15 protein-coding genes are annotated in these 24,523 nt (G+C 70.6%); 5 read left to right on the forward strand and 10 right to left on the reverse strand.

The features are described from left to right. Positions 1-593: 593 nt before the first annotated feature. The gene (locus tag ACGFZN_RS19365; RefSeq protein WP_393859679.1) at positions 594-1,352 is read right to left on the reverse strand and encodes a GntR family transcriptional regulator; all 759 of its coding nucleotides are present in this window, start codon (positions 1,350-1,352) and stop codon (positions 594-596) included. Between the two features lie 324 nt (positions 1,353-1,676). Here ACGFZN_RS19365 and ACGFZN_RS19370 point away from each other — a divergent pair, with 324 nt between their 5' ends. From ACGFZN_RS19370 to ACGFZN_RS19385, 4 genes are all read left to right on the forward strand, one after another. Continuing rightward, positions 1,677-2,957, forward strand: a complete 1,281-nt coding sequence (locus ACGFZN_RS19370; protein WP_393859680.1) for an extracellular solute-binding protein — start codon at positions 1,677-1,679, stop codon at positions 2,955-2,957. Between the two features lie 84 nt (positions 2,958-3,041). Beyond that, a complete protein-coding gene (locus ACGFZN_RS19375) occupies positions 3,042-4,040 on the forward strand; it encodes a carbohydrate ABC transporter permease (protein ID WP_393859681.1) in 999 nt (332 codons plus the stop codon). Continuing rightward, positions 4,037-4,867, forward strand: coding sequence for a carbohydrate ABC transporter permease (locus ACGFZN_RS19380; protein WP_393859682.1), 831 nt, complete (start codon positions 4,037-4,039; stop codon positions 4,865-4,867). The genes ACGFZN_RS19375 and ACGFZN_RS19380 overlap by 4 nt, the downstream gene beginning before the upstream one ends. 8 nt (positions 4,868-4,875) lie before the next feature. After that, a complete protein-coding gene (locus ACGFZN_RS19385; RefSeq protein ID WP_393859683.1) occupies positions 4,876-6,363 on the forward strand; it encodes a glycoside hydrolase family 3 protein in 1,488 nt (495 codons plus the stop codon). A 36-nt stretch (positions 6,364-6,399) separates the two neighbouring features. Here the strand turns inward: ACGFZN_RS19385 and ACGFZN_RS19390 are convergent, their stop codons facing one another. The 7 genes from ACGFZN_RS19390 to ACGFZN_RS19420 form a co-directional block, all read right to left on the reverse strand. Then, complete coding sequence (locus ACGFZN_RS19390; protein WP_393859684.1) at positions 6,400-6,924, reverse strand: gluconokinase; 525 nt, start codon at positions 6,922-6,924, stop codon at positions 6,400-6,402. A gap of 61 nt (positions 6,925-6,985) precedes the next feature. Then, entirely contained in the window at positions 6,986-8,419 is a 1,434-nt protein-coding gene (locus tag ACGFZN_RS19395) for a glucose-6-phosphate dehydrogenase (RefSeq protein WP_393859685.1), read from the reverse strand. After that, positions 8,416-10,245: a glycoside hydrolase family 15 protein gene (locus ACGFZN_RS19400; RefSeq protein WP_393859686.1), complete on the reverse strand. Its 1,830-nt coding sequence runs from the start codon at positions 10,243-10,245 to the stop codon at positions 8,416-8,418. The genes ACGFZN_RS19395 and ACGFZN_RS19400 overlap by 4 nt, the downstream gene beginning before the upstream one ends. Before the next feature lie 35 nt (positions 10,246-10,280). Next, positions 10,281-11,330, reverse strand: coding sequence for an NAD(P)-dependent alcohol dehydrogenase (locus tag ACGFZN_RS19405; RefSeq protein WP_393859687.1), 1,050 nt, complete (start codon positions 11,328-11,330; stop codon positions 10,281-10,283). Positions 11,331-11,412: 82 nt separating this feature from the next. Beyond that, entirely contained in the window at positions 11,413-11,871 is a 459-nt protein-coding gene (locus tag ACGFZN_RS19410; protein WP_393859688.1) for a universal stress protein, read from the reverse strand. A 51-nt stretch (positions 11,872-11,922) separates the two neighbouring features. Further along, positions 11,923-12,399, reverse strand: a complete 477-nt coding sequence (locus tag ACGFZN_RS19415) for a hypothetical protein (RefSeq protein WP_393859689.1) — start codon at positions 12,397-12,399, stop codon at positions 11,923-11,925. Positions 12,400-12,798: 399 nt separating this feature from the next. Then, the gene (locus ACGFZN_RS19420) at positions 12,799-14,328 is read right to left on the reverse strand and encodes a helix-turn-helix domain-containing protein (protein ID WP_393859690.1); all 1,530 of its coding nucleotides are present in this window, start codon (positions 14,326-14,328) and stop codon (positions 12,799-12,801) included. A 391-nt stretch (positions 14,329-14,719) separates the two neighbouring features. On the opposite strand from ACGFZN_RS19420, the gene acnA reads away from it, so the two are divergent. Further along, positions 14,720-17,437: an aconitate hydratase AcnA gene (gene acnA / locus ACGFZN_RS19425; RefSeq protein WP_393859691.1), complete on the forward strand. Its 2,718-nt coding sequence runs from the start codon at positions 14,720-14,722 to the stop codon at positions 17,435-17,437. Positions 17,438-17,500: 63 nt separating this feature from the next. On the opposite strand, the gene ACGFZN_RS19430 is transcribed toward acnA, so the two are convergent. Continuing rightward, positions 17,501-20,170: a SpoIIE family protein phosphatase gene (locus tag ACGFZN_RS19430; RefSeq protein WP_393859692.1), complete on the reverse strand. Its 2,670-nt coding sequence runs from the start codon at positions 20,168-20,170 to the stop codon at positions 17,501-17,503. Between the two features lie 409 nt (positions 20,171-20,579). Further along, positions 20,580-24,383 (reverse strand): GH92 family glycosyl hydrolase, encoded by a 3,804-nt coding sequence (locus ACGFZN_RS19435; protein WP_393859693.1) that lies wholly within the window; start codon positions 24,381-24,383, stop codon positions 20,580-20,582. Positions 24,384-24,523: the final 140 nt, after the last annotated feature.

A 24,523-nucleotide genomic window follows, 5' to 3' on the forward strand; every position in this document is an offset into this window, starting at 1 on the left:
GCTGCGGACCGGCTGTCGTGGGTCCTTCAACGGGTCGTCTGCCGTGGGTCCGTCTGCGGGCCGGCTGCCGCGGACCCTTTCGCGGGCCGGCTGCCGCGGACCCTTCCGCGGACCGACTGCCGCGGGCCCTTCAGCGGACCGGCTGCCGTGGGCCCTTCAGCGGACCGGCTGCCGTGGGCCCTTCTGCGGGCTTGCCGCCGTAGCCCTACAGCGAGCCGGTCGCCGTGGTCCCTTCTGTGGGCCGGTCGCTGTGGACCCTTCGGCGGACCGGCTGCCGTGGGCGCTTCAGCGGGCCGGCTGCCGTGGGTCCGTCTGCGGGTTGGCTGCCGTAGCCCTTCAGTGGGCCGGTTCCCGTGGGCCCTTGTGTGGGCCGGTTGCCGTGGGCTCTTCTGTGGGCCGGTTGCCGTGGGCCCTTCGGCGGGCCGGCTGCGGTGGGCCCTTGTGTGGGCCGGTCGCCGTGGTCCCTTCTGCGGACCGGCTGCCGTAGGCCTTCAGCGGACCGGTTGCCGTAGCCCTTGGGCGGACCGGTTGCCGTAGCCCTTGGGCGGACCGGGTGTCGCGGACCCCTCAGCGGGCTGGCCGCCGTAGCCCCCTCAGGGGACCGGCCGTCGTGGGTCCGCTTCCCCTGCCGGGCGGCGCAGGGCGGCTACGAACTTGTAGCGCGAGCCCCGGTAGACCGAGCGCACCCACTCCACCGGGGCGCCCTCCGCGTCCCGTGAATGCCGGGACAGCAGCAGCATCGGCAGGCCCACGTCGGTGCGGAGCAACTGCGCCTCGCGCGGGGTCGACAGCGAGGTCTCGATGGTCTCGTCGGCCTCCGCGAGCCGGACGCCGTACACCTCGGCGAGCGCCGTGTACAGCGAGGAGTGCGTCGCCAGGGTGCCGCGCAGGCCGGGGAAGCGGCGTGCGGACAGATGGGTGGTCTCGATCGCCATGGGCTCGCCGCCGGCCAGTCGCAGCCGCTCGATCCGCAGCACCCGCTCGCCGGCCGCGATGCCGAGCAGGTCGGCGAGCCGGGGCCCGGCCTCGACCTCGGCGAGGTCCAGCACCTGCGAGGAGGGCGTCAGACCCTGGGCGCGCATGTCCTCGGTGTGCGAGGTCAGCTGCAGCGTGCGGTAGAGCTTGGGCGGGGAGACGAAGGTGCCCTTGCCCTGGATCCGGTCCAGGCGGCCCTCGCCCACGAGTTCGGTGAGCGCCTGCCGCACGGTGGTGCGGGAGGTGCCGAACCGGACCGCGAGCAGCCGCTCGGCCGGCATGGCCGCACCGGGCTGCAGCGCCTCGGCCATGGCGAGCAGCTGCTGCTTGATCCGGTAGTACTTCGGCACGCGCGCGCCGCTGACGTCGATGGTCATGCCTGCCTTCCCGGCCGTGCCGACGGTCTCCCGTTATAGCGGCCGACTGCCCTATGGTCTAGTCCAACTCGCCTGGCCGGCCGTGGTCCGGTCCAACGGCGGGCGAAAGGGGCGGATGCGGACGGAGGCGCTCCGGTGACGTTCTCGTAACGGCCGGAATCGGCTCGGTTGACCACCCTTGACACCCCGAAAGGTCTAGGCCAAGCTCCACCGTACTGGTCTACACCATTAGTGGCCAGGTCCCGAGCCCTACGTGCAACAGCGTCGTACGCAGGTCACCGCCGAGGGCGTGGGGGGATTAGTGGCATCCCTGAGGAGGGTGGCGTGAAGCGCAAGCTCGCTGCCGCGATCGTGATCGCGGGCATGATGGTCTCCGTTGCGGCGTGTGGCGGAAACGGCGGCAAGGACAGCTCCAAGGACGCGGGACCGAGCAGCTGGAAGGGCCAGACGCTCACCGTCTGGACCATGGACGGCTCCGCTCCGCCGCAGTGGAGCAAGGACGTCCAGGCCGCGTTCGAGAAGAAGACCGGCGCCAAGCTGAAGTTCGAGATCCAGAAGTGGGACGGGATCCAGCAGAAGATCACCACCGCCCTCTCCGAGGACAACCCGCCGGACGTCCTGGAGGTCGGCAACACCCAGACCCCGGCCTACGCGGCCACCGGCGGCCTCGCCGACCTCTCCGACGTCAAGAAGGAGATCGGCGCCGACTGGACGCCGTCCGTCTCCCAGTCCTCCGTGTACGAGGGCAAGCAGTACGCCGCCCCCTGGTACTTCGCCAACCGCGTCGTCATCTACAACAAGGCGATCTGGGCCAAGGCCGGCATCAAGACCACCCCCAAGACCCGCGACGAGTTCTTCAAGGACCTCCAGACGATCGGCAAGAAGACCGACGCCGAGCCGCTCTACCTGCCGGGCCAGAACTGGTACTTCCTCGACGGCCTGATCATCGGCCAGGGCGGCGACCTGGTGAAGAAGCAGGGCGACAAGTACGTCTCCAACCTCGCCGACCCCAAGGTCGCCGCGGCCATGGACCTCTACAAGAAGTACGCCTCCTACTCCAAGGCCCCCAAGGACAAGGACGAGGCCACCCCGCAGCAGGCCACGATCTTCGCCAAGGGCAAGACCGGCGCGTTCATCGGCATGGGCTGGGAGGCCGGCACCGCGATCCAGGCCAACAAGGCCATCGAGAAGCAGATCGGCTACTTCACCATCCCGGGCGCCACGGCCGACAAGCCCGAGGGCGTCTTCCTCGGCGGCTCCAACCTCGCCGTCGCCCAGAACAGCAAGAAGCAGTCCCTGGCCAAGGAGTTCCTGAAGATCGCCCTGTCCGACCAGTACGAGGGCGAACTGGCCAAGCTCAACGGCGTCATCCCCAACAAGACGTCGCTGCAGAGCAACCTGCAGGGCAACGGCGCCGCCGAGGCCGCCGCGCCCGCGGCCGCCGTCGGCGGCACCACGCCGCTCATCCCGGAGTGGGCCGCGGTGGAGAACACCCCGAACCCCATCAAGTCCTACATGACCGCCGTGCTGAACGGTAAGACGCCCGCGGCGGCCGCCAAGGACGTCCAGTCGGAGATCGACAAGCGCCTGGCCCAGCAGAACTGACGACCCGCGCCGGGGGCGCCGCCGCAGGCGCCCCCGGCCCAGCCGTTCGTACGGCCGGTTCGGCCACGGAAGAGATGACACCTCATGTCAGTGCAGACCCAGGGCACGGACACGGCCGGTGAGCCCGCTGTCCGCAAGGCCCGCACACCGGGGCCGCCGCGGGGCACGGAGCGCGACTCCGGATCCGCCTCCCGCCGCGGTGCCGCCACCCCCTATCTCCTGCTGCTCCCGGCGCTGCTGGCCACCCTCGTCCTGCTCGGCTGGCCCCTGGTCAAGAACGGCATGCTGTCGTTCCAGAACCTCAACCCGCGCCAGCTCATCCAGCACCTCACCGAGTGGAACGGCGTCGACAACTACAAGGAGGTCCTCACCGGCTCGGACTTCTGGACCGTCGTCGAGCGCACCGTCCTGTTCACCGCCGCCAACGTCGTCCTGATCATGGTGTTCGGCACCCTCGTCGGACTGCTGCTGGCCCGCCTCGGCAAGAAGATGCGGCTGACGCTGATGATGGGCCTCGTCCTCGCCTGGGCCATGCCGGTCATCGCGGCCACCACTGTCTACCAGTGGCTGTTCGCGCAGCGCTTCGGCGTCGTCAACTGGGTCCTGGACAAACTCGGCTGGCACTCCATGGCCGACTACAACTGGCTCGGCACCCAGTTCTCCACCTTCTCCGTGGTCACCCTGCTCATCGTCTGGATGTCGGTGCCGTTCGTCGCGATCAACCTGTACGCCGCGACCACCACCATCCCCAGGGAGCTGTACGAGGCCGCCGCCCTGGACGGCGCCGGCGCCTGGCAGAGCTTCGCCTCGGTGACCCTGCCCTTCCTGCGGCCGTTCCTGTACTCCACGACCTTCCTCGAGGTCATCTGGGTCTTCAAGGCGTTCCCGCAGCTCTTCGCCATGAACGCGGGCGGCCCGGACCGGCTCACCGAGACCCTGCCGATCTACGCCTACGTCGAGGGCGTCGGCAACCAGCACTTCGGGGTCGGCGCGGCGATCTCCTTCCTGACCATCCTGGTCCTGCTCGTCATCACCTCGTACTACCTGCGCATGGTGCTCAAGCAAGAGGAGGACGAGCTGTGAAGCGCTCGCTCTTCGGCCGTATCTGGCCCAATGCCACCGCCGTCGTCCTCTTCGTCGGCTTCGTGTTCCCCGTCTACTGGATGTTCGCGACGGCCTTCAAGCCGACCGGCGACATCATCGCGGAGAACCCCGTGTGGTTCCCGACGCACGTCACCCTCGGCCACTTCGACCGGGCCGTGCACGCCGACCACTTCTGGACGCTGGTCCTCAACTCCGTCACCGTCACCGTCTGTTCGGTGCTGTGCTCGCTCGTCATCGCGCTGTTCGCGGCCTTCGCCCTGGCCCGGATGCGCTTTCGGGGCCGGCGCGGGCTCATCGTGACCTTCATGCTGGCGCAGATGGCCCCCTGGGAGGTCATGATCATCGCCATCTACATGATCGTCCGCGATGACGACATGCTCAACAGCCTGGTGCCGCTCACCGTCTTCTACGCGATGATGGTGCTCCCGCTGACCATCCTGACCCTGCGCGGCTACGTCGCCGCCGTACCGAAGGAGCTGGAGGAGTCGGCCATGGTCGACGGCTGCACCCGTATGCAGGCCTTCGTCAGGGTGATCTTCCCGCTGCTCGCGCCCGGCCTGATGGCGACCTCGCTGTTCGGCTTCATCACCGCCTGGAACGAGTTCCCGCTCGTCCTGATCCTCAACAAGGACATCGAGAAGCAGACCCTGCCGCTGTGGCTGTCGCAGTTCCAGACCGCCTTCGGCGACGACTGGGGCGCCACCATGGCAGCCTCGTCCCTGTTCGCGCTGCCCATCCTGATCCTCTTCGTCTTCCTGCAACGCAAGGCCGTCAGCGGCCTGACCGACGGCGCCGTGAAGGGATGACCCCGCCGATGACCACACTCGCCACGGGCACGGACACCCTCACCCGGGACGCCCTCGCCGTGCTGCAGCCGGGGTTCGACGGCACCACCGCACCCGACTGGGTGCGCCGCCGCCTCGGCGAAGGGCTCGCCTCCGTCGCCCTGTTCGGCCGCAACGTCGTCTCCGAGGACCAGGTCACCGCGCTCACCGCCCAGTTGCGGGCCGAACGCGACGACCTGCTCGTCGCCATCGACGAGGAGAGCGGCGACGTCACCCGCCTCGACGTGCGCACCGGCTCCTCCTTCCCCGGCAACCACGCCCTCGGCGCCGTCGACGACCCCGGTCTCACCCGCGCCGTCAGCCGTGAGCTGGGCCGGCGCCTCGCGGCCTGCGGCGTCAACTTCGACTGGGCGCCCTCCGCCGACGTCAACGCCAACCCCGACAACCCCGTCATCGGGGTGCGCTCCTTCGGCGCGAGCAGCGACCTGGTCGCCCGGCACACCGCCGCCTGGGTCGAGGGCCTGCAGTCCACCGGTGTCGCCGCCTGCACCAAGCACTTCCCAGGCCACGGCGACACGGCCGTCGACTCCCACCACGCGCTGCCCCGCATCGACGTCGACGCCAAGACCCTGTACGAGCGCGAACTGCCCCCGTTCCGCGCGGCCATCGCCGCCGGCACCCGCGCCGTCATGAGCGCGCACATCCTCGTCCCCGCCCTCGACCCCGACCGCCCCGGCACCCTCTCCCACCGCGTGCTGACCGGACTGCTCCGCGAGGAACTCGGCTACCAGGGGCTGATCGTCACCGACGGCATGGAGATGCGCGCCATCTCCGGCACCTACGGCCTGGAGCACGGCGTGGTCCTGGCGATCGCGGCCGGCGCCGACGCCATCTGCGTGGGCGGTGGACTGTGTGACGAGGGCACCGTGCTGCGGCTGAGGGACGCGCTCGTGGCCGCCGTGCGCTCCGGTGAACTGCCCGAGGAACGGCTCGCCGACGCGGCCGCACGGGTCCGCGAACTGGCCCGGTGGACGGCGCGGGCCCGCGACCGCGCGGCGGCCACCGCGCCCGACCCGGAGATCGGCCTCGTCGCGGCCCGCCGCGCGCTCACCGTGACCCGCGCGGGCGCCGCCGCGCCGGTCACCGCGCCGGCGTACGTCGCCCAGTTCGAGCCGGCCCGCAACATCGCCGTCGGCGACCAGACCCCCTGGGGCGTCGCCGCCGAACTGCGGCGGCTGCTGCCCGGCACCGCAGCCGGCTCCTTCACCGGCGACGCCGCGGGCGCCGACGCCCTCGCCGCCGCCGACGGCCGCCGGATCGTCGCCGTGGTCCGCGACGAACACCGGCACCCCTGGATGCGCGCCGCCCTCGACGCCCTGCTCGCCGCCCGCCCCGACACGGTCGTCGTGGAGATGGGCCTGCCCGGAGCCGCCCCGCGCGGCGCCCTGCACATCACCACGTACGGCGCCGCCCGGGTGTGCGCGGTGGCGGCGGCGGAGGCGGTGGTGGCGGGCTGACGGCACGGGGCGTCCCGGATTTCCGCGGCCGTGTGGTCAGTGCTGGCGGAGCAGGGCCACGGCCGTCTCGGCGATCAGGCCGGGAGCCGGCCCCGCGTCCAGCGAGATGCCCCGCTCGTCGGGCCCGAGCGGTTCCAGGGTCGCGAGCTGGGAGCCGAGCAGCGCTTGCGGCATGAAGTGGCCGGCGCGGTGGCCGATCCGCTCCGCCAGCAGATCGTGGTCCGCGGTCAGATGCAGGAAGAAGACGCCCGGACAGGCCGCTCGCAACGTGTCCCGGTAGCGTCGCTTCAGCGCGGAGCAGGCGACCACGCAGCCGATGCCCGCCGCGTCGGCTTGGCGGAGTCTGCGGCCGATGGCCTCCAGCCAGGGGCGGCGGTCCGCGTCGTCGAGCGGGACGCCGGCCGACATCTTGGCGATGTTGGCGGGCGGGTGGAAGTCGTCGGCCTCCGCGAACGGGATGCCCAGCCGCTGCGCGAGCAGCCTGGCCACGGTGGTCTTGCCGGTGCCGGAGACTCCCATGACCACGATGCACAGGGGGCGACGCTCGGTGCCGGGGGACATCGCGATGCTTCTCTCCTCGGTCGGACGCGGACGGCGGGCGTGCCGGGGCGGTGGGCGGCCGTCAGACGCCGTCGGTGGGTACCGCCCGGTCGCGGAGCACGTCCTCTCGCCGCATCCGGCCGTCCGCGTACCGCGGCCGTGGCGGCGGACCCGCCGAGCCGGCGGCGTACTCCTCGAGCGGAACGAGGTCCCTCTTCCAGGCGGACAGCACGGGCTCGACGACCCGCCACGCCTCCTCGGCCTCGTCGCCGCGGATCGACAGGGCGGGATCGCCCGTCAGGACGTCCAGCAGGAGCCGTCCGTAGGCGGGCAGGCCCGGCGGTTCCATGCGAGCGGTCAGCGACAGCGGGGTGAACTCGTGGGCCTGGGAGCCGATGCCCGTCAGACGCAGGGTCAGATCCTCCGGTTCCAGTCCGAAGCGGAGCACGTTGGGCAGGGTCTCCCCGGTGTGGCCGAAGGGCAGGTGCGGCACCGAACGGAAGCGCACCGCGACCTCCTTGCGGTCCGCCTCGAGCGCCTTGCCGCTGCGGAGCCGGAACGTCGTCCCGGCCCAGCGCCAGCTGTCCAGTTCCAGCTCCACCTCGGCGAAGGTCTCGGTACGGCGCCGGGGGTCGACGCCCTCCTCGTCGGCGTAGGCGGGAATGTCCAGGCCGCCGATCCTGCCGGGCAGATAGCGGGCGCGGCGCGTACGGCGCACCACGTCGTCCTCGGTCAGGGGCCGCACCGACCGCAGCACGTCGACCTTCCGGTCGCGCAGGTCGCGCTCGCCGAGGGTGAGGGGCGGCTCCATGGCCACCAGGCACAGCAGTTGCAATAGGTGGTTCTGCACCATGTCCTTGAGCGCCCCGACGGTGTCGTAGTAGCCCGCCCTGCCCTCCAGCGCGAGGGTCTCGTCCCAGACGATGTCCACCTCGGCGATGTGGGTGCTGTTCCAGAGGGGTTCCAGCACGCGGTTGGCCAGCCGGCTGCCAAGGACGTTCTGGACCGTGGTCATGGCCAGGAAGTGGTCGACCCGGAACACCGACTGCTCCGGCACGAGGTCGGCGAGCAGCCGGTTCAGCTCCCGGGCGCCGGCCAGGTCCTCGCCGAACGGTTTCTCCAGCACGATCCGGCTGCCCGCCGGCAGACCCGCCTCGTGCAGTGCGGTGACCGCCGGCGGGAAGAGCGCCGGGGGCAGGGCGAGGTAGACGGCGACGGGTCCGTCGCCGGCGATGGCCGCGGCGACGTCGGCGGGGTCGGTGACGTCGGCCCGCACATAACGCGCCGACGCCGCGACCCACTTCCTCGCGTCGGCCGGACAGGATCCGCCATGGTGGTCGAGCTTGGCGCCGATCCACTGCCGGTACTGTTCGCTGTCCCGGTCCTCCCTGCTCGCGCCGGTCAACTGCACCCGGTCGCCGAGGTGTCCGGCCGCCCGCAGGGTGGCCAGCGCGGGCAGCAGATAACGTGCGGTCAGGTCGCCTGTCGCGCCGAAGACGGCGAGTCGGTCGATCATGCGTGCGGGCCTGCTTTCGCTCGGGCGAGATTCACGCCGCTGGCGATGATCCCGATGTGACTGAACGCCTGCGGGAAGTTGCCCATGAACTCTCCTGTCGACGGGTCGATCTGCTCCGACAGCAGCCCCAGCGGGCTCACCCGGGCGCACAGCGACGCGTACAGCTGCTCGGCCTCCTCCAGCCGGCCCTGGCCGATGAGGTTGTCGACCAGCCAGAAGCTGCACAGCACGAAGGCGCCCTCGTCGCCGGCCAGGCCGTCGGGGGACTCCTTGTGCAGATAGCGGTAGAGCAGGCCGTCACCCGCCGACAGGCGCTCGGCGATGGCCGCGGTCGTCGCCACCATGCGCGGGTGACCGGCCGGGAGCACCTGGCGCAGGGGGAGCGCGAGCAGGCTCGCGTCCAGAGCGCCGCCGCCGTCCAGGTGCGCACTGAGGCTCCGCGCGTCCTCGTCCCACGACTGCTCCAGGATGAGCCGGCGCAGCTGGTCGGACGAGGCCCGCCACCGGGCGGTCTGCCCGGACAGGCCGAGCCGCTCACCGATCTGCGCGGCCCGGTCCAGCGCCACCTGGCACAGGCCGGCCGAGTACGTGAACACCCGGCCCTCGCTGCGCACCTCCCAGATGCCCTGGTCCGGTTGCTGCCAGGCGTGCTCCGCGGCGTCGGCCAGGCCCGCCAGGCTGGACCACAGCGCGGGCTGGATCTCACCGCCGGAGCGGAGCCACTGGTCGGCGCAGTCGAGGATCTCGCCGTAGATGTCGTGCTGGCGCTGGTCGGCCGCACCGTTGCCCCAGCGCACCGGGGCAGAGCGCCGGTAGCCCTCCAACCCGGCGTCCTCGACCTCCTCCGGCACCGGGCTGCCCCGGAGGGTGTACATGATCCGGGGCCGCCGGCTGTACTCGAAGGCGTCGAGGACCCAGCCGAGGAAGGCGTCGGCCTCGCCGCGGAAGCCGATGCGGCGCAGCGCGAACACGGCGAAGGCCGCGTCGCGGATCCAGGCGTAGCGGTAGTCCCAGTTGCGGATCCCGCCGACCGGTGCGGGCAGGGAGGAGGTGGGTGCCGCGACCAGCGAGCCGTTGGCCCAGTCGTCGCACAGTTTCAGCGTGATCGCGGCGCGCCTGACCAGAGGTTCTTCGGGACCGCCGTAGCGGAAGTGCCGCATCCAGCGGCGCCACGCGTCCGCCGTCGCCCGCAGCATCGCGTCGGCGTCGAACCGGTGGTGGCGATGGAAGCGTCCCCAGGACAACACCAGATCGAGGCGGTCGCCCTGCTGAAGGTCGTGTGTGCTGTGCAGGCCGGTCAGGGGCCGGTTGGAGCGCAGATGGAGCCGCAGGCCCGGCTGCCGGGACGGACGCACCTCGAGTCCGCTGAACAAGGCCCGGGTCTGCGCACCGCCGCGCGGCTCGAAGTCCGACCGGAGGCGGACGCTCCCGGCCAGCACCACCGCCGAACGGATGAGTTCGCAGCGGTCGGCCGGTGCGTCGTCGGTGAGATCGGCGCCCGAGCGCAGGGCCAGCGCATCGGTGACGCGCACCAGGCCGGTGGGGCTGCGCAAGTCCGTCGTCAGGACGGCGGTGTCCGGTTCATAGCGCTGTCGCGCCTCCACGAGGTCCTGCGGCGCCAGGGTGAAACGCCCGCCGCGCGCGTGGTCCAGCAGGCCGCAGAACAGCGGTTCGTCATCGAACCGGGGCAGGCACATCCACCAGACGGCGCCGTCCAGGCCGACGAGCGCGGCGGTCGTTCCGTCCCCGATCAGGCCGAGGTCCTCCAACGGCAGGTAGCCCTCGCGCCTGCGAATCGGCCGGAACGGTGGATCGGGATCGTACATGGCCGCCCTTCCTCCGCAGCGCCGAAGCGGATCGTCTAGAAGGTGATCATCACTTTCACGACGTCTTCCAGCTTCTTGTCCGACACCTCGAAGGCCCTTTCCATGTCGTCGAAAGGGAACTCGTGGGTCGTCAGGTGCGACGGGTCGACCCGTCCTGTCCCCAGCACCCGCAGCAGCCGCTCCATGCGCAGCCGGCCTCCGGGGCAGAGTCCCGTTCTGATCGTCTTGTCCGCCATGCCGACGCCCCATTCGACGCGCGGGATGCGCACGAACTCCCCTTCGCCGAAGTACCCGGTGTTGGAGATCGTGCCTCCGGGCTTGGTGATCTTGACCGCGGTCTGGAAGGTCACGTCCGCGCCGAGTGCCTCGATGGCGGTGTCGACCCCTTGCCCCTCGCTCAGCTCGAGGACCCGCTCTACGACGTCCTCTCTGGTGAAGTCCACGATCTCGTCCGCGCCGTACGTCCGCGCGAGCTTCTGCCGGGTGGGGACGGACTCGACGCCGATGACAAGGCCGGCGCCGCGGAGCCTCGCCCCTGCCGTCGCCATCAGGCCGACCGGGCCCTGCGCGAGTACGGCCACGGTCCCGCCGGTCGGGATGTCTCCGTGCTCGGCGCCCATGAACCCGGTGGACATCATGTCGGCGCAGTAGACCGCGGCGGCGTCGGAGATCGCGTCGGGGATCCTGGCGAGGTTCGCGTCGGCGTCGTTCACGTGGAAGTACTCGGCGAAGACGCCGTCCTTGGAATTCGCGAACTTGAAACCCCCGAGCGGCGCGCCCGACTGCGAGGGGTGACCGTTCTGCGAAGCGAGGTCGCCCCAGTCGGGTGTGATGGCACCGACGAGCACCCGGTCGCCGGGCCGGAAGTCCTTCACCTCGTCGCCCACGGCGTCCACGACGCCCACCGCTTCATGGCCGAGCGTCAGGTTCTCCCGGGGGCCGATGCCGCCCTGGACGGTGTGCGAGTCGGAGGTGCAGATGAGGGCCCGGGTCGTGCGCACGAGGGCGTCGCCCGGACCCGGCCGCGGAACGGGTTTGTCCATGAAACCCACGCGCCCGATCTCCTTCATCACGAATGCCTTCACCTGCTCGTCCCTCCTGTGAGAACCGGCGCCTGCCCGGCGCACACGGGGATTCATCCGTTCGGACGGGCGGCGCTCACCGCGCTCACCGTCCACCGTCACGCACCACGACGACCGGACAGGCGGCGTGCTGCGTGCAGTGCTGGGCCACCGACCCCAGCAGCAGTCCTGTGAAGCCGCCCCGCCCCCGGCTGCCCACCACCAGCAGGGACGCGTCTCGGGCCGCGTCGAGCAGCACACCGGCGGGGGCGCCGTAGCGCACCTCGGTACGCACCTCCACCCGCGGCTGCGGTCCCACGGTTTCCGCCACGGTGTCCGTGAGCTCTTGGCGCGCCCGGTCCCGCAACGCCGCTTCGTCGCTGCTCGATGGCGGCAACCAGCCGAGCGCGCCGTGGAACTGCGGAAAGTCCCAGGCGGTCACGGCCTCCACCACGCCCTCGGTGAGTTCCGCCTGGCGCACGGCCCAGCGGAGGGCCTGCTTGGAGGAGTCCGAACCGTCCACTCCGACCACGATGCGGCCGGCGTCCGCCGGCTGGTCAGCCACGGTGGCTCCCGGGCCCGGCGGGGACGCTCATGGCGCACGGCGCGCGCGTGCTCACCGGCCGCCGGTTTCGATGGGTATCCGTGTGAGCGAGAAAAGGATCAGGAGATCGAGCGTCATCATCGGGATGGCCCACGCTGGGTAGTGCGGCACGAACATGAACTGCGTGATCAGGCTGATCGCCGTCACCGACGCGCCGGCTCCGCGTCCCCAGCTCTTGTCCTGCAGGGTACCGAGACCGGCGATGAGGAGCAGCACGCCGACCACGAGGTGGATCACGCCCCAGGTGGTCAGGTCGAACCAGTAGGCGTAGTCGGACGAGGCGGCGAACAGGCTGTCCTGTGCGACGCCGGACACGCCCATGATGATGCTGAACGACCCGCTGATCACCATCATGCCGCCGGCAGCCATGGAGGTGCCACCGAGCGTCCTGCTGCTGCGCCCCGGGTGTGTCTTTTCCGGTATCGCTGCCATGTGCATCGCCTCCCTGACGCGGTCGGCGACGCCTGATGGACCCGCGAAGCCGCCCACGCCTCCCTGCCAGGATGAGCGCAGTCGTCCGGTGCCGCGACTGCGATCTTGGGCGGGTCGTCCGGTGCGGGCCGGCGGGTGCGCCGCATCGGCGGCTCGACGCCCTCGTGCGGTTGCCGGCCCCGACGGCCGTCACTCGGCGGACACCGGCGGTGAACCGCCGTCTGCGGCGCCGCGCCCGGCAGCGTCCGCACCGCTCCGGAGGCCGGGGCCGCACCCGCCGGAGACGGCCGCCGGCACCGCCGGCCAGTGTCCGGCGCGCAGGCCGTGCTCGGCGGGGCCCTGACCGGGGCGGGCGGGAGCCCGGCCGCCCGCACTGCGGTCAGGGCGGCCGGGATCGCGTCCACCGGTCCTCGTGCGGAGCCGTTTCGACGCCGGAGCAGGAGAAGTGACGCCCCGTCAGATGTCGCGGAACGTCTCGATCTGGGCCCCCACCGAGTTCAGGCGCTCGGCGAGGTCCTCGTAACCGCGGTTGATGACGTACACGTTGCGCAGCACCGACGTGCCCTCGGCGGCCATCATCGCCAGCAGGACGACCACGGCGGGGCGCAGCGCCGGCGGGCACATCATCTCGGCGGCGCGCCACCGGGTCGGGCCCTCGACCAGCACCCGGTGCGGGTCCAGCAACTGCAGGCGGCCGCCGAGGCGGTTGAGGTCGGTCAGGTAGATCGCGCGGTTGTCGTAGACCCAGTCGTGGATGAGGGTCTTGCCCTGCGCGACGGCCGCGATCGCCGCGAAGAACGGGACGTTGTCGATGTTCAGGCCCGGGAAGGGCATGGGGTGGATCTTGTCGATCGGGGCTTCGAGCTTGGAGGGGCGGACGGTGAGGTCGACCAGGCGGGTGCGGCCGTTGTCCGCGACGTACTCGGGGCTGCGGTCGTGGTCGAGGCCCATCTCCTCCAGGACCGCCAGCTCGATCTCCAGGAACTCGATGGGGACCCGGCGGACCGTCAGCTCCGACTCGGTGACGACCGCGGCGGCCAGCAGGCTCATCGCCTCGACCGGGTCCTCGGAGGGGGAGTAGTCCACGTCGACGTCGATGTCCGGCACGCCGTGCACGGTCAGCGTGGTGGTGCCGATGCCCTCCACCTTGACGCCGAGGGCCTCCAGGAAGAAGCACAGGTCCTGGACCATGTAGTTGGAGGAGGCGTTGCGGATGACGGTCACGCCGTCGTGCCGGGCGGCCGCCAGCAGCGCGTTCTCGGTCACGGTGTCGCCGCGCTCGGTCAGCACGATCGGGCGGTCGGGGCGCACCGAGCGGTCGACCTGCGCGTGGTACTGGCCCTCGGTGGCGGCGATGTCCAGGCCGAACCGGCGCAGCGCGATCATGTGCGGCTCGATGGTGCGCGTGCCGAGGTCGCAGCCGCCGGCGTAGGGCAGCTTGAAGGCGTCCATGCGGTGCAGCAGCGGACCGAAGAACATGATGATGGAGCGGGTGCGCACGGCGGCCTGTGCGTCGATGGCCGCCATCTCCAGCTCGGCCGGGGGCACCAGTTCCAGGTCGACGCCGTCGTTGATCCAGCGGGTGCGCACGCCGATGGAGTTCAGCACCTCCAGCAGGCGGTACACCTCCTCGATGCGCGCGACCCGGCGCAGCACCGTGCGCCCCTTGTTCAGCAGCGAGGCGCACAGCAGCGCCACGCAGGCGTTCTTGCTCGTCTTGACGTCGATGGACCCGGAGAGCCGGCGGCCGCCGACGACGCGCAGGTGCATCGGCCCGGCGTATCCCAGCGACACGATCTCGCTGTCCAGGGCCTCACCGATGCGGGCGATCATCTCAAGGCTGATGTTCTGGTTGCCGCGCTCGATGCGGTTGACCGCGCTCTGGCTGGTACCGAGCGCCTCGGCGAGCTGTGCCTGTGTCCAGCCCCGGTGCTGCCGGGCGTCACGGATGAGCTTACCGATGCGTACGAGGTAGTCGTCTGCCATGAGGTTGAGGCTATCTCAGATATGAGATGCCGCCCGTCATGGGGGGCCGTTCGGGTGACGACGTGTCAATGACCAGGGATAACGCGGCAGTCCACCCGTTTGGGGGCGAGTACCCGATTTCGGCCCTACTCTCCCTCTAGGAGATGAATTCGGCCTATTGCGTGACCCCTCACCCGGCCCCTCGCCCTGTGGCCGGCGCGGAGGGGGTGTCCGGGCATGACCATCCGGCCCCCATGTACTAGAGTTATCTCGACATCGAGATATCTGCCAGGCGCACCGCAGCCGCCAGCTGCTAAGGGTTACCTAACTTAGCCTTACCTTAGCGGACGGGCCAGACCGGCGTGGCGGCACGATTGACGGTGGTACGCGCACATCAATGAAGGAGACTGTCGTGTCGGCGAACAGCTTCGACGCCCGCAGCACGCTGCAGGTGGGCGACGAGTCGTACGAGATCTTCCGGCTGGACAAGGTGGAGGGCTCGGCCCGCCTGCCGTACAGCCTCAAGGTCCTGCTGGAGAACCTGCTCCGCACGGAGGACGGCGCGAACATCACCGCCGACCACATCCGCGCCCTCGGCGGCTGGGACTCCCAGGCCCAGCCCAGCCAGGAGATCCAGTTCACGCCGGCCCGCGTGATCATGCAGGACTTCACCGGCGTGCCCTGCGTCGTGGACCTCGCGACCATGCGCGAGGCCGTGAAGGAGCTGGGCGGCGACCCGGCGAAGATCAACCCGCTGGCCCCGGCCGAGCTGGTCATCGACCACTCCGTCATCGCCGACAAGTTCGGCACCACCGACGCCTTCAAGCAGAACGTCGAGCTGGAGTACGGCCGCAACAAGGAGCGCTACCAGTTCCTGCGCTGGGGCCAGACCGCCTTCGACGAGTTCAAGGTCGTCCCCCCCGGCACCGGCATCGTCCACCAGGTGAACATCGAGCACCTGGCCCGCGTGGTCATGGTCCGCGACGGCAAGGCCTACCCGGACACCCTGGTCGGCACCGACTCGCACACCACGATGGTCAACGGCCTCGGCGTCCTCGGCTGGGGCGTCGGCGGCATCGAGGCCGAGGCCGCGATGCTCGGCCAGCCGGTCTCCATGCTCATCCCGCGCGTCGTCGGCTTCAAGCTCACCGGCGAGCTTCAGCCCGGCACCACCGCCACCGACCTCGTGCTCACCATCACCGAGATGCTCCGCAAGCACGGTGTGGTCGGCAAGTTCGTGGAGTTCTACGGCGAGGGCGTGGCCGCCACCTCGCTCGCCAACCGCGCCACCATCGGCAACATGTCGCCGGAGTTCGGCTCCACCGCCGCGATCTTCCCGATCGACGACGAGACCCTGAACTACCTGCGCCTGACCGGCCGTTCGGAGCAGCAGGTCGCGCTGGTCGAGGCCTACGCCAAGGAGCAGGGCCTCTGGCTGGACCCGAAGGCCGAGCCGGACTTCTCCGAGAAGCTCGAGCTGGACCTGTCCACCGTCGTGCCCTCCATCGCCGGCCCGAAGCGCCCGCAGGACCGCATCGTCCTGGCGAACGCCGCCGAGCAGTTCAAGCTGGACGTCCGCAACTACGTGGACGACATCGACGAGGCGGGCAAGGAGTCCTTCCCGGCCTCCGACGCCCCGGCCGTCGCTCCGAACGGCTTCCCGTCCAACCCGGTCCCGGTGACCGCCCCCGACGGCACCACCTACGAGCTGGACCACGGTGCGGTGACGGTCGCGGCCATCACCTCCTGCACCAACACCTCCAACCCGTACGTCATGATCGGCGCCGCCCTGGTCGCCAAGAAGGCGGTCGAGAAGGGCCTGACCCGCAAGCCGTGGGTCAAGTCCACCCTCGCCCCGGGCTCCAAGGTCGTCACCGACTACTTCGAGAAGGCCGGCCTCACCCCGTACCTGGACAAGCTGGGCTTCAACCTCGTCGGCTACGGCTGCACCACCTGCATCGGCAACTCCGGCCCGCTGCCGGAGGAGGTCTCCAAGGCCGTCAACGACCACGACCTCGCCGTCGTCTCGGTGCTGTCCGGCAACCGCAACTTCGAGGGCCGGATCAACCCCGACGTCAAGATGAACTACCTGGCGTCCCCGCCGCTGGTCGTCGCCTACGCCATCGCGGGCTCCATGAAGGTGGACATCACCCGTGACGCCCTGGGCACCGACCAGGACGGCAACCCGGTCCACCTGAAGGACATCTGGCCGACCGAGGCCGAGGTCAACGACGTCGTCGCGAACGCCATCGGCGAGGACATGTTCGCCAAGTCCTACGAGGACGTCTTCGCCGGCGACGCCCAGTGGCAGGCGCTGCCCATCCCCACCGGCAACACCTTCGAGTGGGACCCGCAGTCCACCTACGTCCGCAAGCCCCCGTACTTCGAGGGCATGGGCATGGAGCCGGCCCCGGTCGAGGACATCACCGGCGCCCGGGTCCTCGCCAAGCTGGGCGACTCGGTCACCACCGACCACATCTCCCCGGCCGGCGCCATCAAGGCCGACACCCCGGCCGGCAAGTACCTCACGGAGCACGGCGTCGAGCGCCGCGACTTCAACAGCTACGGCTCCCGCCGCGGCAACCACGAGGTCATGATCCGCGGCACGTTCGCCAACATCCGCCTGCGCAACCAGATCGCGCCGGGCACCGAGGGCGGCTACACGCGTGACTTCACGCAGGAGGGCGGCCCGGTCTCCTTCATCTACGACGCCTCGCAGAACTACCAGGCCGCCGGCGTCCCGCTGGTCGTCCTGGCCGGCAAGGAGTACGGCTCCGGCTCGTCCCGCGACTGGGCGGCCAAGGGCACCGCGCTCCTCGGCGTCAAGGCCGTCATCGCCGAGTCGTACGAGCGCATCCACCGCTCCAACCTCATCGGCATGGGCGTGCTGCCGCTGCAGTTCCCGGAGGGCGCCTCGGCCGCGTCCCTCGGCCTGACCGGCGAGGAGACCTTCTCCATCTCGGGCGTCACCGAGCTGAACGAGGGCCGCACCCCGCGCACGGTGAAGGTCACCACCGACACCGGTGTCGAGTTCGACGCGGTCGTCCGCATCGACACCCCCGGTGAGGCCGACTACTACCGCAACGGCGGCATCATGCAGTACGTGCTGCGCAACCTGATCCGCAAGTAAGCGGCAGGCCGCACAGCGGTCAGGGCCGCATCCCCGGCGCCGGGGATGCGGCCCTTCGCCGCGCTACGGCAGCTCCTGCTCCGCCCAGATCACCTTGCCGCGCGGGCTGTACCTGACGCCCCACCGCTCGGTCATCTGCGAGACCAGGAACAGGCCCCGGCCGCCCTCGTCGGTCGTCGCGGCGTACCGCAGATGCGGCGCGGTGTTGCTGCCGTCCGCCACCTCGCAGATCAGCGTGCGGTCGCGGATCAGCCGTACATGGATCGGCTCGGCGCCGTGCCGGATGGCGTTGGTGACCAGCTCGCTCAGCACCAGTTCCGTGGCGAAGCCGAGGTCGTCCAGCCCCCACTCCGCGAGCTTCTCGGACACCGCCACGCGCATGTCCGCCACGGCCGCCGGATCGGGCGGCACGTCCCAGTCGGCGACCTGGCCGGGGGACAGCGCCCGCGTGTGCGCGACCAGCAGCGCCACGTCGTCCGTGGCCCGCCCCGGCAGCAGCTCGTCCAGCACCCCCTGGCACATCTCGTCCGGCGTCCGGTCCGCGTGGCGCGCCAGCGCCTGCCGCAGCAGATCCATGCTCACGTCCAGGTCACGGGTGCGGTTCTCGATGAGCCCGTCGGTGTAGAGCACCAGCCGGGTGCCCTCGGCCAGCTCCAGTTCGGCCGTCCGGAACGGCAGGCCCCCGATGCCCAGCGGAGGCCCGGCCGGCACGTCCGCGAAGGTGACGCTGCCGTCGGGGTGGACCAGGGCGGGCGCCAGATGCCCCGCCCGCGCCATCGTGCACCGGCGCGTCACCGGGTCGTAGATCGCGTACAGACAGGTGGCGCCGGCGATCTCCCGGGCCGTCTCCGGGCACGCCTCGTCCTGGTCGATGCGGCCGACCAGGTCGTCCAGATGGCTCAGCAGCTCGTCCGGGGGCAGGTCGAGGGTGGAGAAGTTGTGCACCGCCGTGCGCAGCCGTCCCATGGTGGCGGCGGCGTGCAGACCGTGGCCGACCACGTCGCCGACGACCAGCGCCACCCGGCCGCCGGGCAGCGGGATCACGTCGAACCAGTCCCCGCTCACCCCGCTCTGCGCGGGCAGATAGCGGTAGCCCACGTCGAGGGCGCTCTGCTCCGGCAGGGCACGCGGCAGCAGGCTGCGCTGCAGGGTGACCGCCAGCGCGTGCTCGCGGGCGTAGCGGCGGGCGTTGTCGATGCTGACGGCGGCGCGCGCCACCAGCTCCTCGGCGAGCGACAGGTCCTCCTCGTCGAAGGGGTCCCGCTTGGCCCGGTAGAAGTTGGCGATGCCGAGGACCGTGCCGCGGGCCCGGATCGGGGCGGTGATCAGCGACTGGATGCCGTAGTCCAGGATCTCCCGGGTGCGCGGCGGGTCCTGCGCCCGCCAGTCCGGCGCCGCGGACAGGTCGGTCACCAGCTCCGAGCGGCCGCTGCCGTAGCCGCGGGCCTGCGGGGTGATCGGCAGGAAGTCGATCAGCCGGTCCTTCTCGTACAGCGGGTGATCGTCCCTGATCCCCTGGACCGCGATGCGCCTGAGGTCCGTCGCGGTCGCGGCGGGCTCCTCGCCCTGCAGCACGGCGTCGGACAGGTCCACGGTGACGAAGTCGGCGAACCGCGGCACGGCCACCCGCGCCAGCTCGTCCGCCGTGCGGGTCACGTCGAGGGTGGTGCCCAGGCCCAGACCGGCGTCGTACAGCAGCGTCAGCCGCTCCCTGGCGGCCTCGGCGCGGCCGGACAGCGCCTGGAGCTCGGTGGTGTCCCGCAGGGTCACCACGGTCCCTCCGGGGCCTCCCGCGCTGTCCGTGGGCCGCTGGTTGACCGCCAGCAGCCGCTCCCCGGCGAACAGGACCTCGTCGCTGGCCTCGCGCCGGGAGTCGAGCAGCTCCACGACGTCCGGTTTCAGGCCGGGCAGCTCGGACGCCCGCTGCCCCTCGGCGTCGGCGGGCAGCCCCAGCAGCCGCCGGGCCTCGTCGTTGACCAGCAGCAGCCGCCCGTCGGCGCCCACGATGAGCACTCCTTCGCGCACCGCGTGCAGCACCGTGTCGTGGTGCTCGTACATGCGGGTCATCTCGTCCGGGGCCAGGCTGTGCGTCTGCCGCCGCAGCCGCCGGCTCATCAGGGCCGTGCCCCCGGTCGACACCACGAGGGCTCCGGCCCCGGCGCCCAGGATGATGGGCAGCTGCCGGTCCACGGCGTTGGTGATGTGCTTGACCTTCAGTCCGGCGGAGACCAGGGCGACCACCTTGCCCTGGCTGTCGCGGACCGGAACGGTCGCCTGCTCCTCGTGGCCCAGCGGTCCGTGCACGCTCTCCGTGTAGACCTTGCCGGCCAGCGACGGCCCGATCGTGCCCACGAACCGGTGCCCGATCTTGCTCGGCATCGGGTGGGTGTAGCGGATGCCGTGGGTGTTCATGACGACGATGAAGTCGACGCCCGCCGACTTGCGCCCGGCCTCGGTGAGCGGCTGGAGGACCTTGGACGGGTCGGGGGTCCGCAGCGCCTGCACCAGACCGGGGGAGTGCGCGAAGGTCTGGGCGACGGCGATGGAACGGCGTTCGGCCTCGGTGCCCGTGTCCCGTTCCGACTGCAGGACCAGGGCGAGAACGCCGCACAGGACGAGCGCCGCGACGAGAGCCACTTGCAGGACGAAGACCTGCCCGGCGACGCTTCGTGGGCTTTTGCCGATCACAGACCGCCAGGAGAGTCGCCTGGATCGGCCAGGGATGTCCGACATGCGGCCTTTGTAGCATTCGATTTCATCGTGTGGCTACGGCCGTCCACGGACCGGCGGCCCCGCCGCCCCCGGCGGAGGGGAATCGTCGCTGGTCGGCGGGTGGCGGAGCGGCCTGAGACTTGGGCCACATTCTCCGCCCGTATTCCGCGCGGGCTCTGGGCGGACCCGGTGTCCAGGTGCACCGGGTCCGCGAGCCGGGCGGGGAGGGGGGTTCGGAGAACCCGCCCGGATGATGCTGGATTGTGAGGTCGGACACAGTTTCTGCCGGTACTCGGCGACAACGTTGTCCATGGCCGGTACATGACTCTACCGCGCCAACCGACAACGATGTCAACAGATTTGGGCACCGCACCGAAGAGCGAGCGGCCGCCCCCCGCAGGGGACGGCCGCCGCACTCCGCCGGTGCGCGTCAGGCCAGCAGCTCCACCTCCGCCAGCGTCGACTCGCCGTCCAGGACCAGCCGGTACTTCGTGTACCTGCCCGGCGCGGCGATCGTGAACGCCCGGGTCTGGCGGTCCCAGGCGAACGTCTCCCCGGAGCGGTGGTCCAGGGTCTGCCAGGTGGTGCCGTCCGTGGAGCCCTGCAGGGTCCAGCCGGCCGGCGCCTTCGTGCGGTCGGCCGAGGACGTCAGCGTGTACTGGACCGGCGTGACGGCCCGGTCCACCGGAAGGTCCACGGAGGTGACCGTGGCGTCCGTCGCCGAGGTGTCGTCGAACAGCGGGCCGTCGCCCTTCAGCACGTCCGACCGGGGCGCCGGCACCTTGTCGTCCTGTGTGATGGAGACCGGTGCCGCGTTCTTGCCCGTGCCCCACGTGGAGGGCCTGGACCCCATGGAGAACTCCAGCACCCCGCCCTTGGCCAGCAGCGCGTGCGGCAGGGACGTCGACGTCCAGGGCCGGCCGTTGAAGGTGACGCCCCGGACGTAGACGTTCGCGGCGCTGTTGCCGGGCGCCTTCACCACCAGATCATGGCCGTTCTCCAGGTGCACGGTGACCTTCTTGAACAGCGGGGAGCCGATGGCGTACTCGCCGCTGCCCATCACCAGCGGGTAGAAGCCGAGCGCGGAGAACAGGAACCAGCCCGACTGCTCGCCGTTGTCCTCGTCCCCGTGGTAGCCCTGCCCGATCTCGCTGCCGAGGTAGAGCCGGGAGAGGATCTCCCGGACCGCCGCCTGGGTCTTCCAGGGCTGGCCGGCCGCGTCGTACATGTACGCCACATGGTGCGAGACCTGGTTGGACTGCCCGAGCATGCCCATCCGGACGTCCCGCGCCTCGGTCATCTCGTGGATCACGCCGCCGTAGGAGCCGACGAAGTCCGGGGAAGCCGTCTCCGGGGTGGAGAAGAACGCGTCCAGCTTGTCCGCGAGCCCCTGCCGGCCGCCGTAGAGGTTGGCCAGGCCCCGGCTGTCCTGCGGGACGCTGAAGGCGTAGCCCCAGCCGTTGGTCTCCGTGTAGTCGTACCCCCACACACGCGGGTCGTACGAGGCGGAGTCCACCCGCCAGCCGCCCTTGGCGTCGCGGCCCTGGAAGAAACCGGCCCTGGAGTCGAAGAGGTTCACATAGTCCCGCGCGCGGTTCAGGAAGTACTCCGACTCCTCCTTGTAGTGCTTCTCGCCCGTCTTGCGGTACAGGGCCTCGCCCATCTTCGCGATGCCGTAGTCGTTGACGTACCCCTCCATCGCCCAGGACAGGCCCTCGGGTGTGGCGGTGCTGGTGTAGCCGAGGAAGGGCGAGGTGCTCATGCCCTTGCGGCCCACGCCCGACATCGGCGGGACGACGGTCGCGTTCTTCAGGGCCGCCTGGTAGGCCGCCTTCGCGTCGAACTTCACGCCCTTCACATACGCGTCCGCGAACGCCACGTCCGAGGACGTGCCGGTCATCAGGTCCGCGTAGCCGGGCGAGGACCAGCGGGAGGTCCAGCCGCCGTCCTTGTACTGCTGCACGAACCCGTCCACCATCTCACCGGCCTGAGACGGCGTCAGGAAGGAGTACGCCGGCCACGTCGTCCGGTAGGTGTCCCAGAAGCCGTTGTTGACGTACACCTTGCCGTCCACGATCTTCGCACCCGTGTGGGTCGGCGTGTCCTGGCTCGGCATGGGCGAGAACGGCGAGGCGTACTCGTACGTGCCCCCGACCTTCTCGAAGCCGGAGTTGGGGTACAGATACAGCCGGTACATGCTGGAGTACAGCGTGGTCAGCTGGTCCGGGGTCGCGCCCTCCACCTCGACCTTGCCGAGCAGCTTGTCCCAGACGCGCTGCGCCCGCTCCCTGACGGTGTCGAAGGAGGCGCCGTCGGGGATCTCCTGGCGCAGGTTGTCCTTCGCCTGGTCGACGCTGATCAGCGAGGTCGCCAGGCGCAGGGTCACCGTGTGGTCGGAGCCCGCGTCGAAGCGCAGATAGCCCTTGACCCCGCTCGATCCGCCGTCCGTCACCGGCTTGTCGAACTCGCCGTACACGAACAGCCGGGTCGCGCCGGCCGACAGGCTGGACTTCACGTCCGAGTAGCCGGTGACGACCCCGTTGTCCTTGTCCAGCGTCAGCCCGGCCTGCTCGGTGACGTTGTCGAACAGCACGCTCGCGTCGTCGCCGGGGTAGGTGAAGCGCAGCATCGCCGCGTGGTCGGTGGGGGTCATCTCGGCCTTGAGCCCGTTCTCGAAACGGACCCCGTAGTAGTACGGCCGCGCCGTCTCGTTCTCGTGCCGGAACGGCAGCGCCCGCGCCTCGCGGCCGGTGTCCGGGGTGCCCGAGGCCGCCGACGGCATCACCTGGAAGGTCTGCCGGTCGCCCATCCACGGGCTCGGCTCATGACTCGCGCTGAACGCCTGGATCGTGGGCAGGTTGTCGTCGTTGTTCGCGCGTGCGTACTCGTACAGCCAGCTCAGCGAGGACGCGTTGGTCACCGGGGTCCAGAAGTTGAAACCGTGCGGAAGGGCCGTCGCCGGGAAGTTGTTGCCACGCGAGAAGCTGCCGCTGGAGTTGGTGCCGCGCGTGGTCAGCGCGTAGTCCGACAGGTGCGCCTTCGGCCGCTCGGGCGCGACCGGCTTCAGCGACACGTCGTCGATCCAGCCGCGGAACTTCGCCGGCCCGGCGGGGGAGTCGTACCCCACCAGGATCCGGTCGACCGTCTTGCCGGCCGCCACCGAACCGATCCGCGCCACCACGTCGTTCCACTGGTTGACGTACAGCGACTTCGCCTCGCCCTGCCCGCGCGGGGACAGCGGGAACCCGTGCTGGTCCAGCGCGCCCAGACCGCTCAGATACGTGCCGTCGGTGAACGCCAGGTCCAGGGAGACGTTCGTGGCGTCGTAGTCCCGGTCCCCGTCGGCCATCTGCGGGAAGATCCGGTACGACAACTCCGTGTCGGCGCCGACCTTCACGTTCACGTCGAAGACCTTGTTGTACGAGTACGCCCGGCCGGCCGCCGTGTGCCGTCCCGCGTACCGCAGCGCCCGCTTCCCGGTGAACCCGACCCGGGCCTTCGCCGTCGGCGAGGCGGTCGGGCCCTTGTCCACCAGCGTCAGCATGTCCTGCGGCACCGGGCCGCCCCCGCCGCCGGTGGAGAACTGCACATCGGCGATCTGCAGGATGTCCGAGGCGCCGTTGTTCTTCGTCACCTCCAGCCGGAAGTGCTGGTACTCGGCCGGCTGGTCCAGGTCGTAGGACTTGGTCTGGAAACGCTCGGAGAACGTCTCGCCCGAGCGGGTGTCGACCGTCTTCCAGTCCTTGCCGTCGGTGGAGCCGAGCAGCGTCCAGTCCCGCGGATCGCGCTCGGCGTAGTCGTTGGCCGAGGTCAGCGCGTACGTCACCAGCTTCACGGGCTTGTCGAGGTCGAACTCCACCCAGCCGGTGGGCTCGAAGGTCAGCCACTTGGTGCCCGGCTCGCCGTCGGTGAGGTTCTCCTTCACCTCGCCCGCGCCGGTGTTCTCGCCGCTCGCCCTGACCTCGGTGACGTGGTCGTTGACGTTGCCCGGTATGCCGGTGCTGTAGCCGCCGTCGACACCTGAGGCGCGCTTGGCGCCGTCCGGACCGGTGTCGACGGTGTTCAGCCAGTCGGGCGCCGGATCACCCGTCTCGAACGAGGATGCGAACTCCCGGTCCGCCGCCGGGGCCCTGGCCGGCAGGGCGACCGCCGCGCCCTGCGCGCCGACGGCCATGACAAAGGCGGCCGTGAGGACGACCGCCGGACCCCATCTGTGCCGCGTTCTCCGCTGCATCTACGGATTTCCCCTCCTGCGACCGCCTTGGACAACGTTGTCAGCTTCGGTGCGCAGGAACCAGTAGGGCGTCAAGTGACCGGCGATGTCAAGGGTGTTGGCTGTGGCATTCAGGCACTTATGCGGCGAGTTTTTCTCGC

This window comes from Streptomyces sp. NPDC048192 (assembly GCF_043202415.1).
Classification (GTDB): Bacteria; Actinomycetota; Actinomycetes; order Streptomycetales; family Streptomycetaceae; genus Streptomyces.

Bases quoted from the DNA above. Each gene is read 5' to 3' on its own strand.
- ACGFZN_RS19365 (WP_393859679.1), bottom strand. From the start codon at position 1,352: ATGACCATCGACGTCAGCGGCGCGCGCGTGCCGAAGTACTACCGGATC.
- ACGFZN_RS19375 (WP_393859681.1), top strand. From the start codon at position 3,042: ATGTCAGTGCAGACCCAGGGCACGGACACGGCCGGTGAGCCCGCTGTC.
- ACGFZN_RS19385 (WP_393859683.1), top strand. From the start codon at position 4,876: ATGACCACACTCGCCACGGGCACGGACACCCTCACCCGGGACGCCCTC.
- ACGFZN_RS19390 (WP_393859684.1), bottom strand. From the start codon at position 6,924: ATGTCCCCCGGCACCGAGCGTCGCCCCCTGTGCATCGTGGTCATGGGA.
- ACGFZN_RS19395 (WP_393859685.1), bottom strand. From the start codon at position 8,419: ATGATCGACCGACTCGCCGTCTTCGGCGCGACAGGCGACCTGACCGCA.
- ACGFZN_RS19400 (WP_393859686.1), bottom strand. From the start codon at position 10,245: ATGTACGATCCCGATCCACCGTTCCGGCCGATTCGCAGGCGCGAGGGC.
- ACGFZN_RS19420 (WP_393859690.1), bottom strand. From the start codon at position 14,328: ATGGCAGACGACTACCTCGTACGCATCGGTAAGCTCATCCGTGACGCC.
- ACGFZN_RS19430 (WP_393859692.1), bottom strand. From the start codon at position 20,170: ATGTCGGACATCCCTGGCCGATCCAGGCGACTCTCCTGGCGGTCTGTG.
- ACGFZN_RS19435 (WP_393859693.1), bottom strand. From the start codon at position 24,383: ATGCAGCGGAGAACGCGGCACAGATGGGGTCCGGCGGTCGTCCTCACG.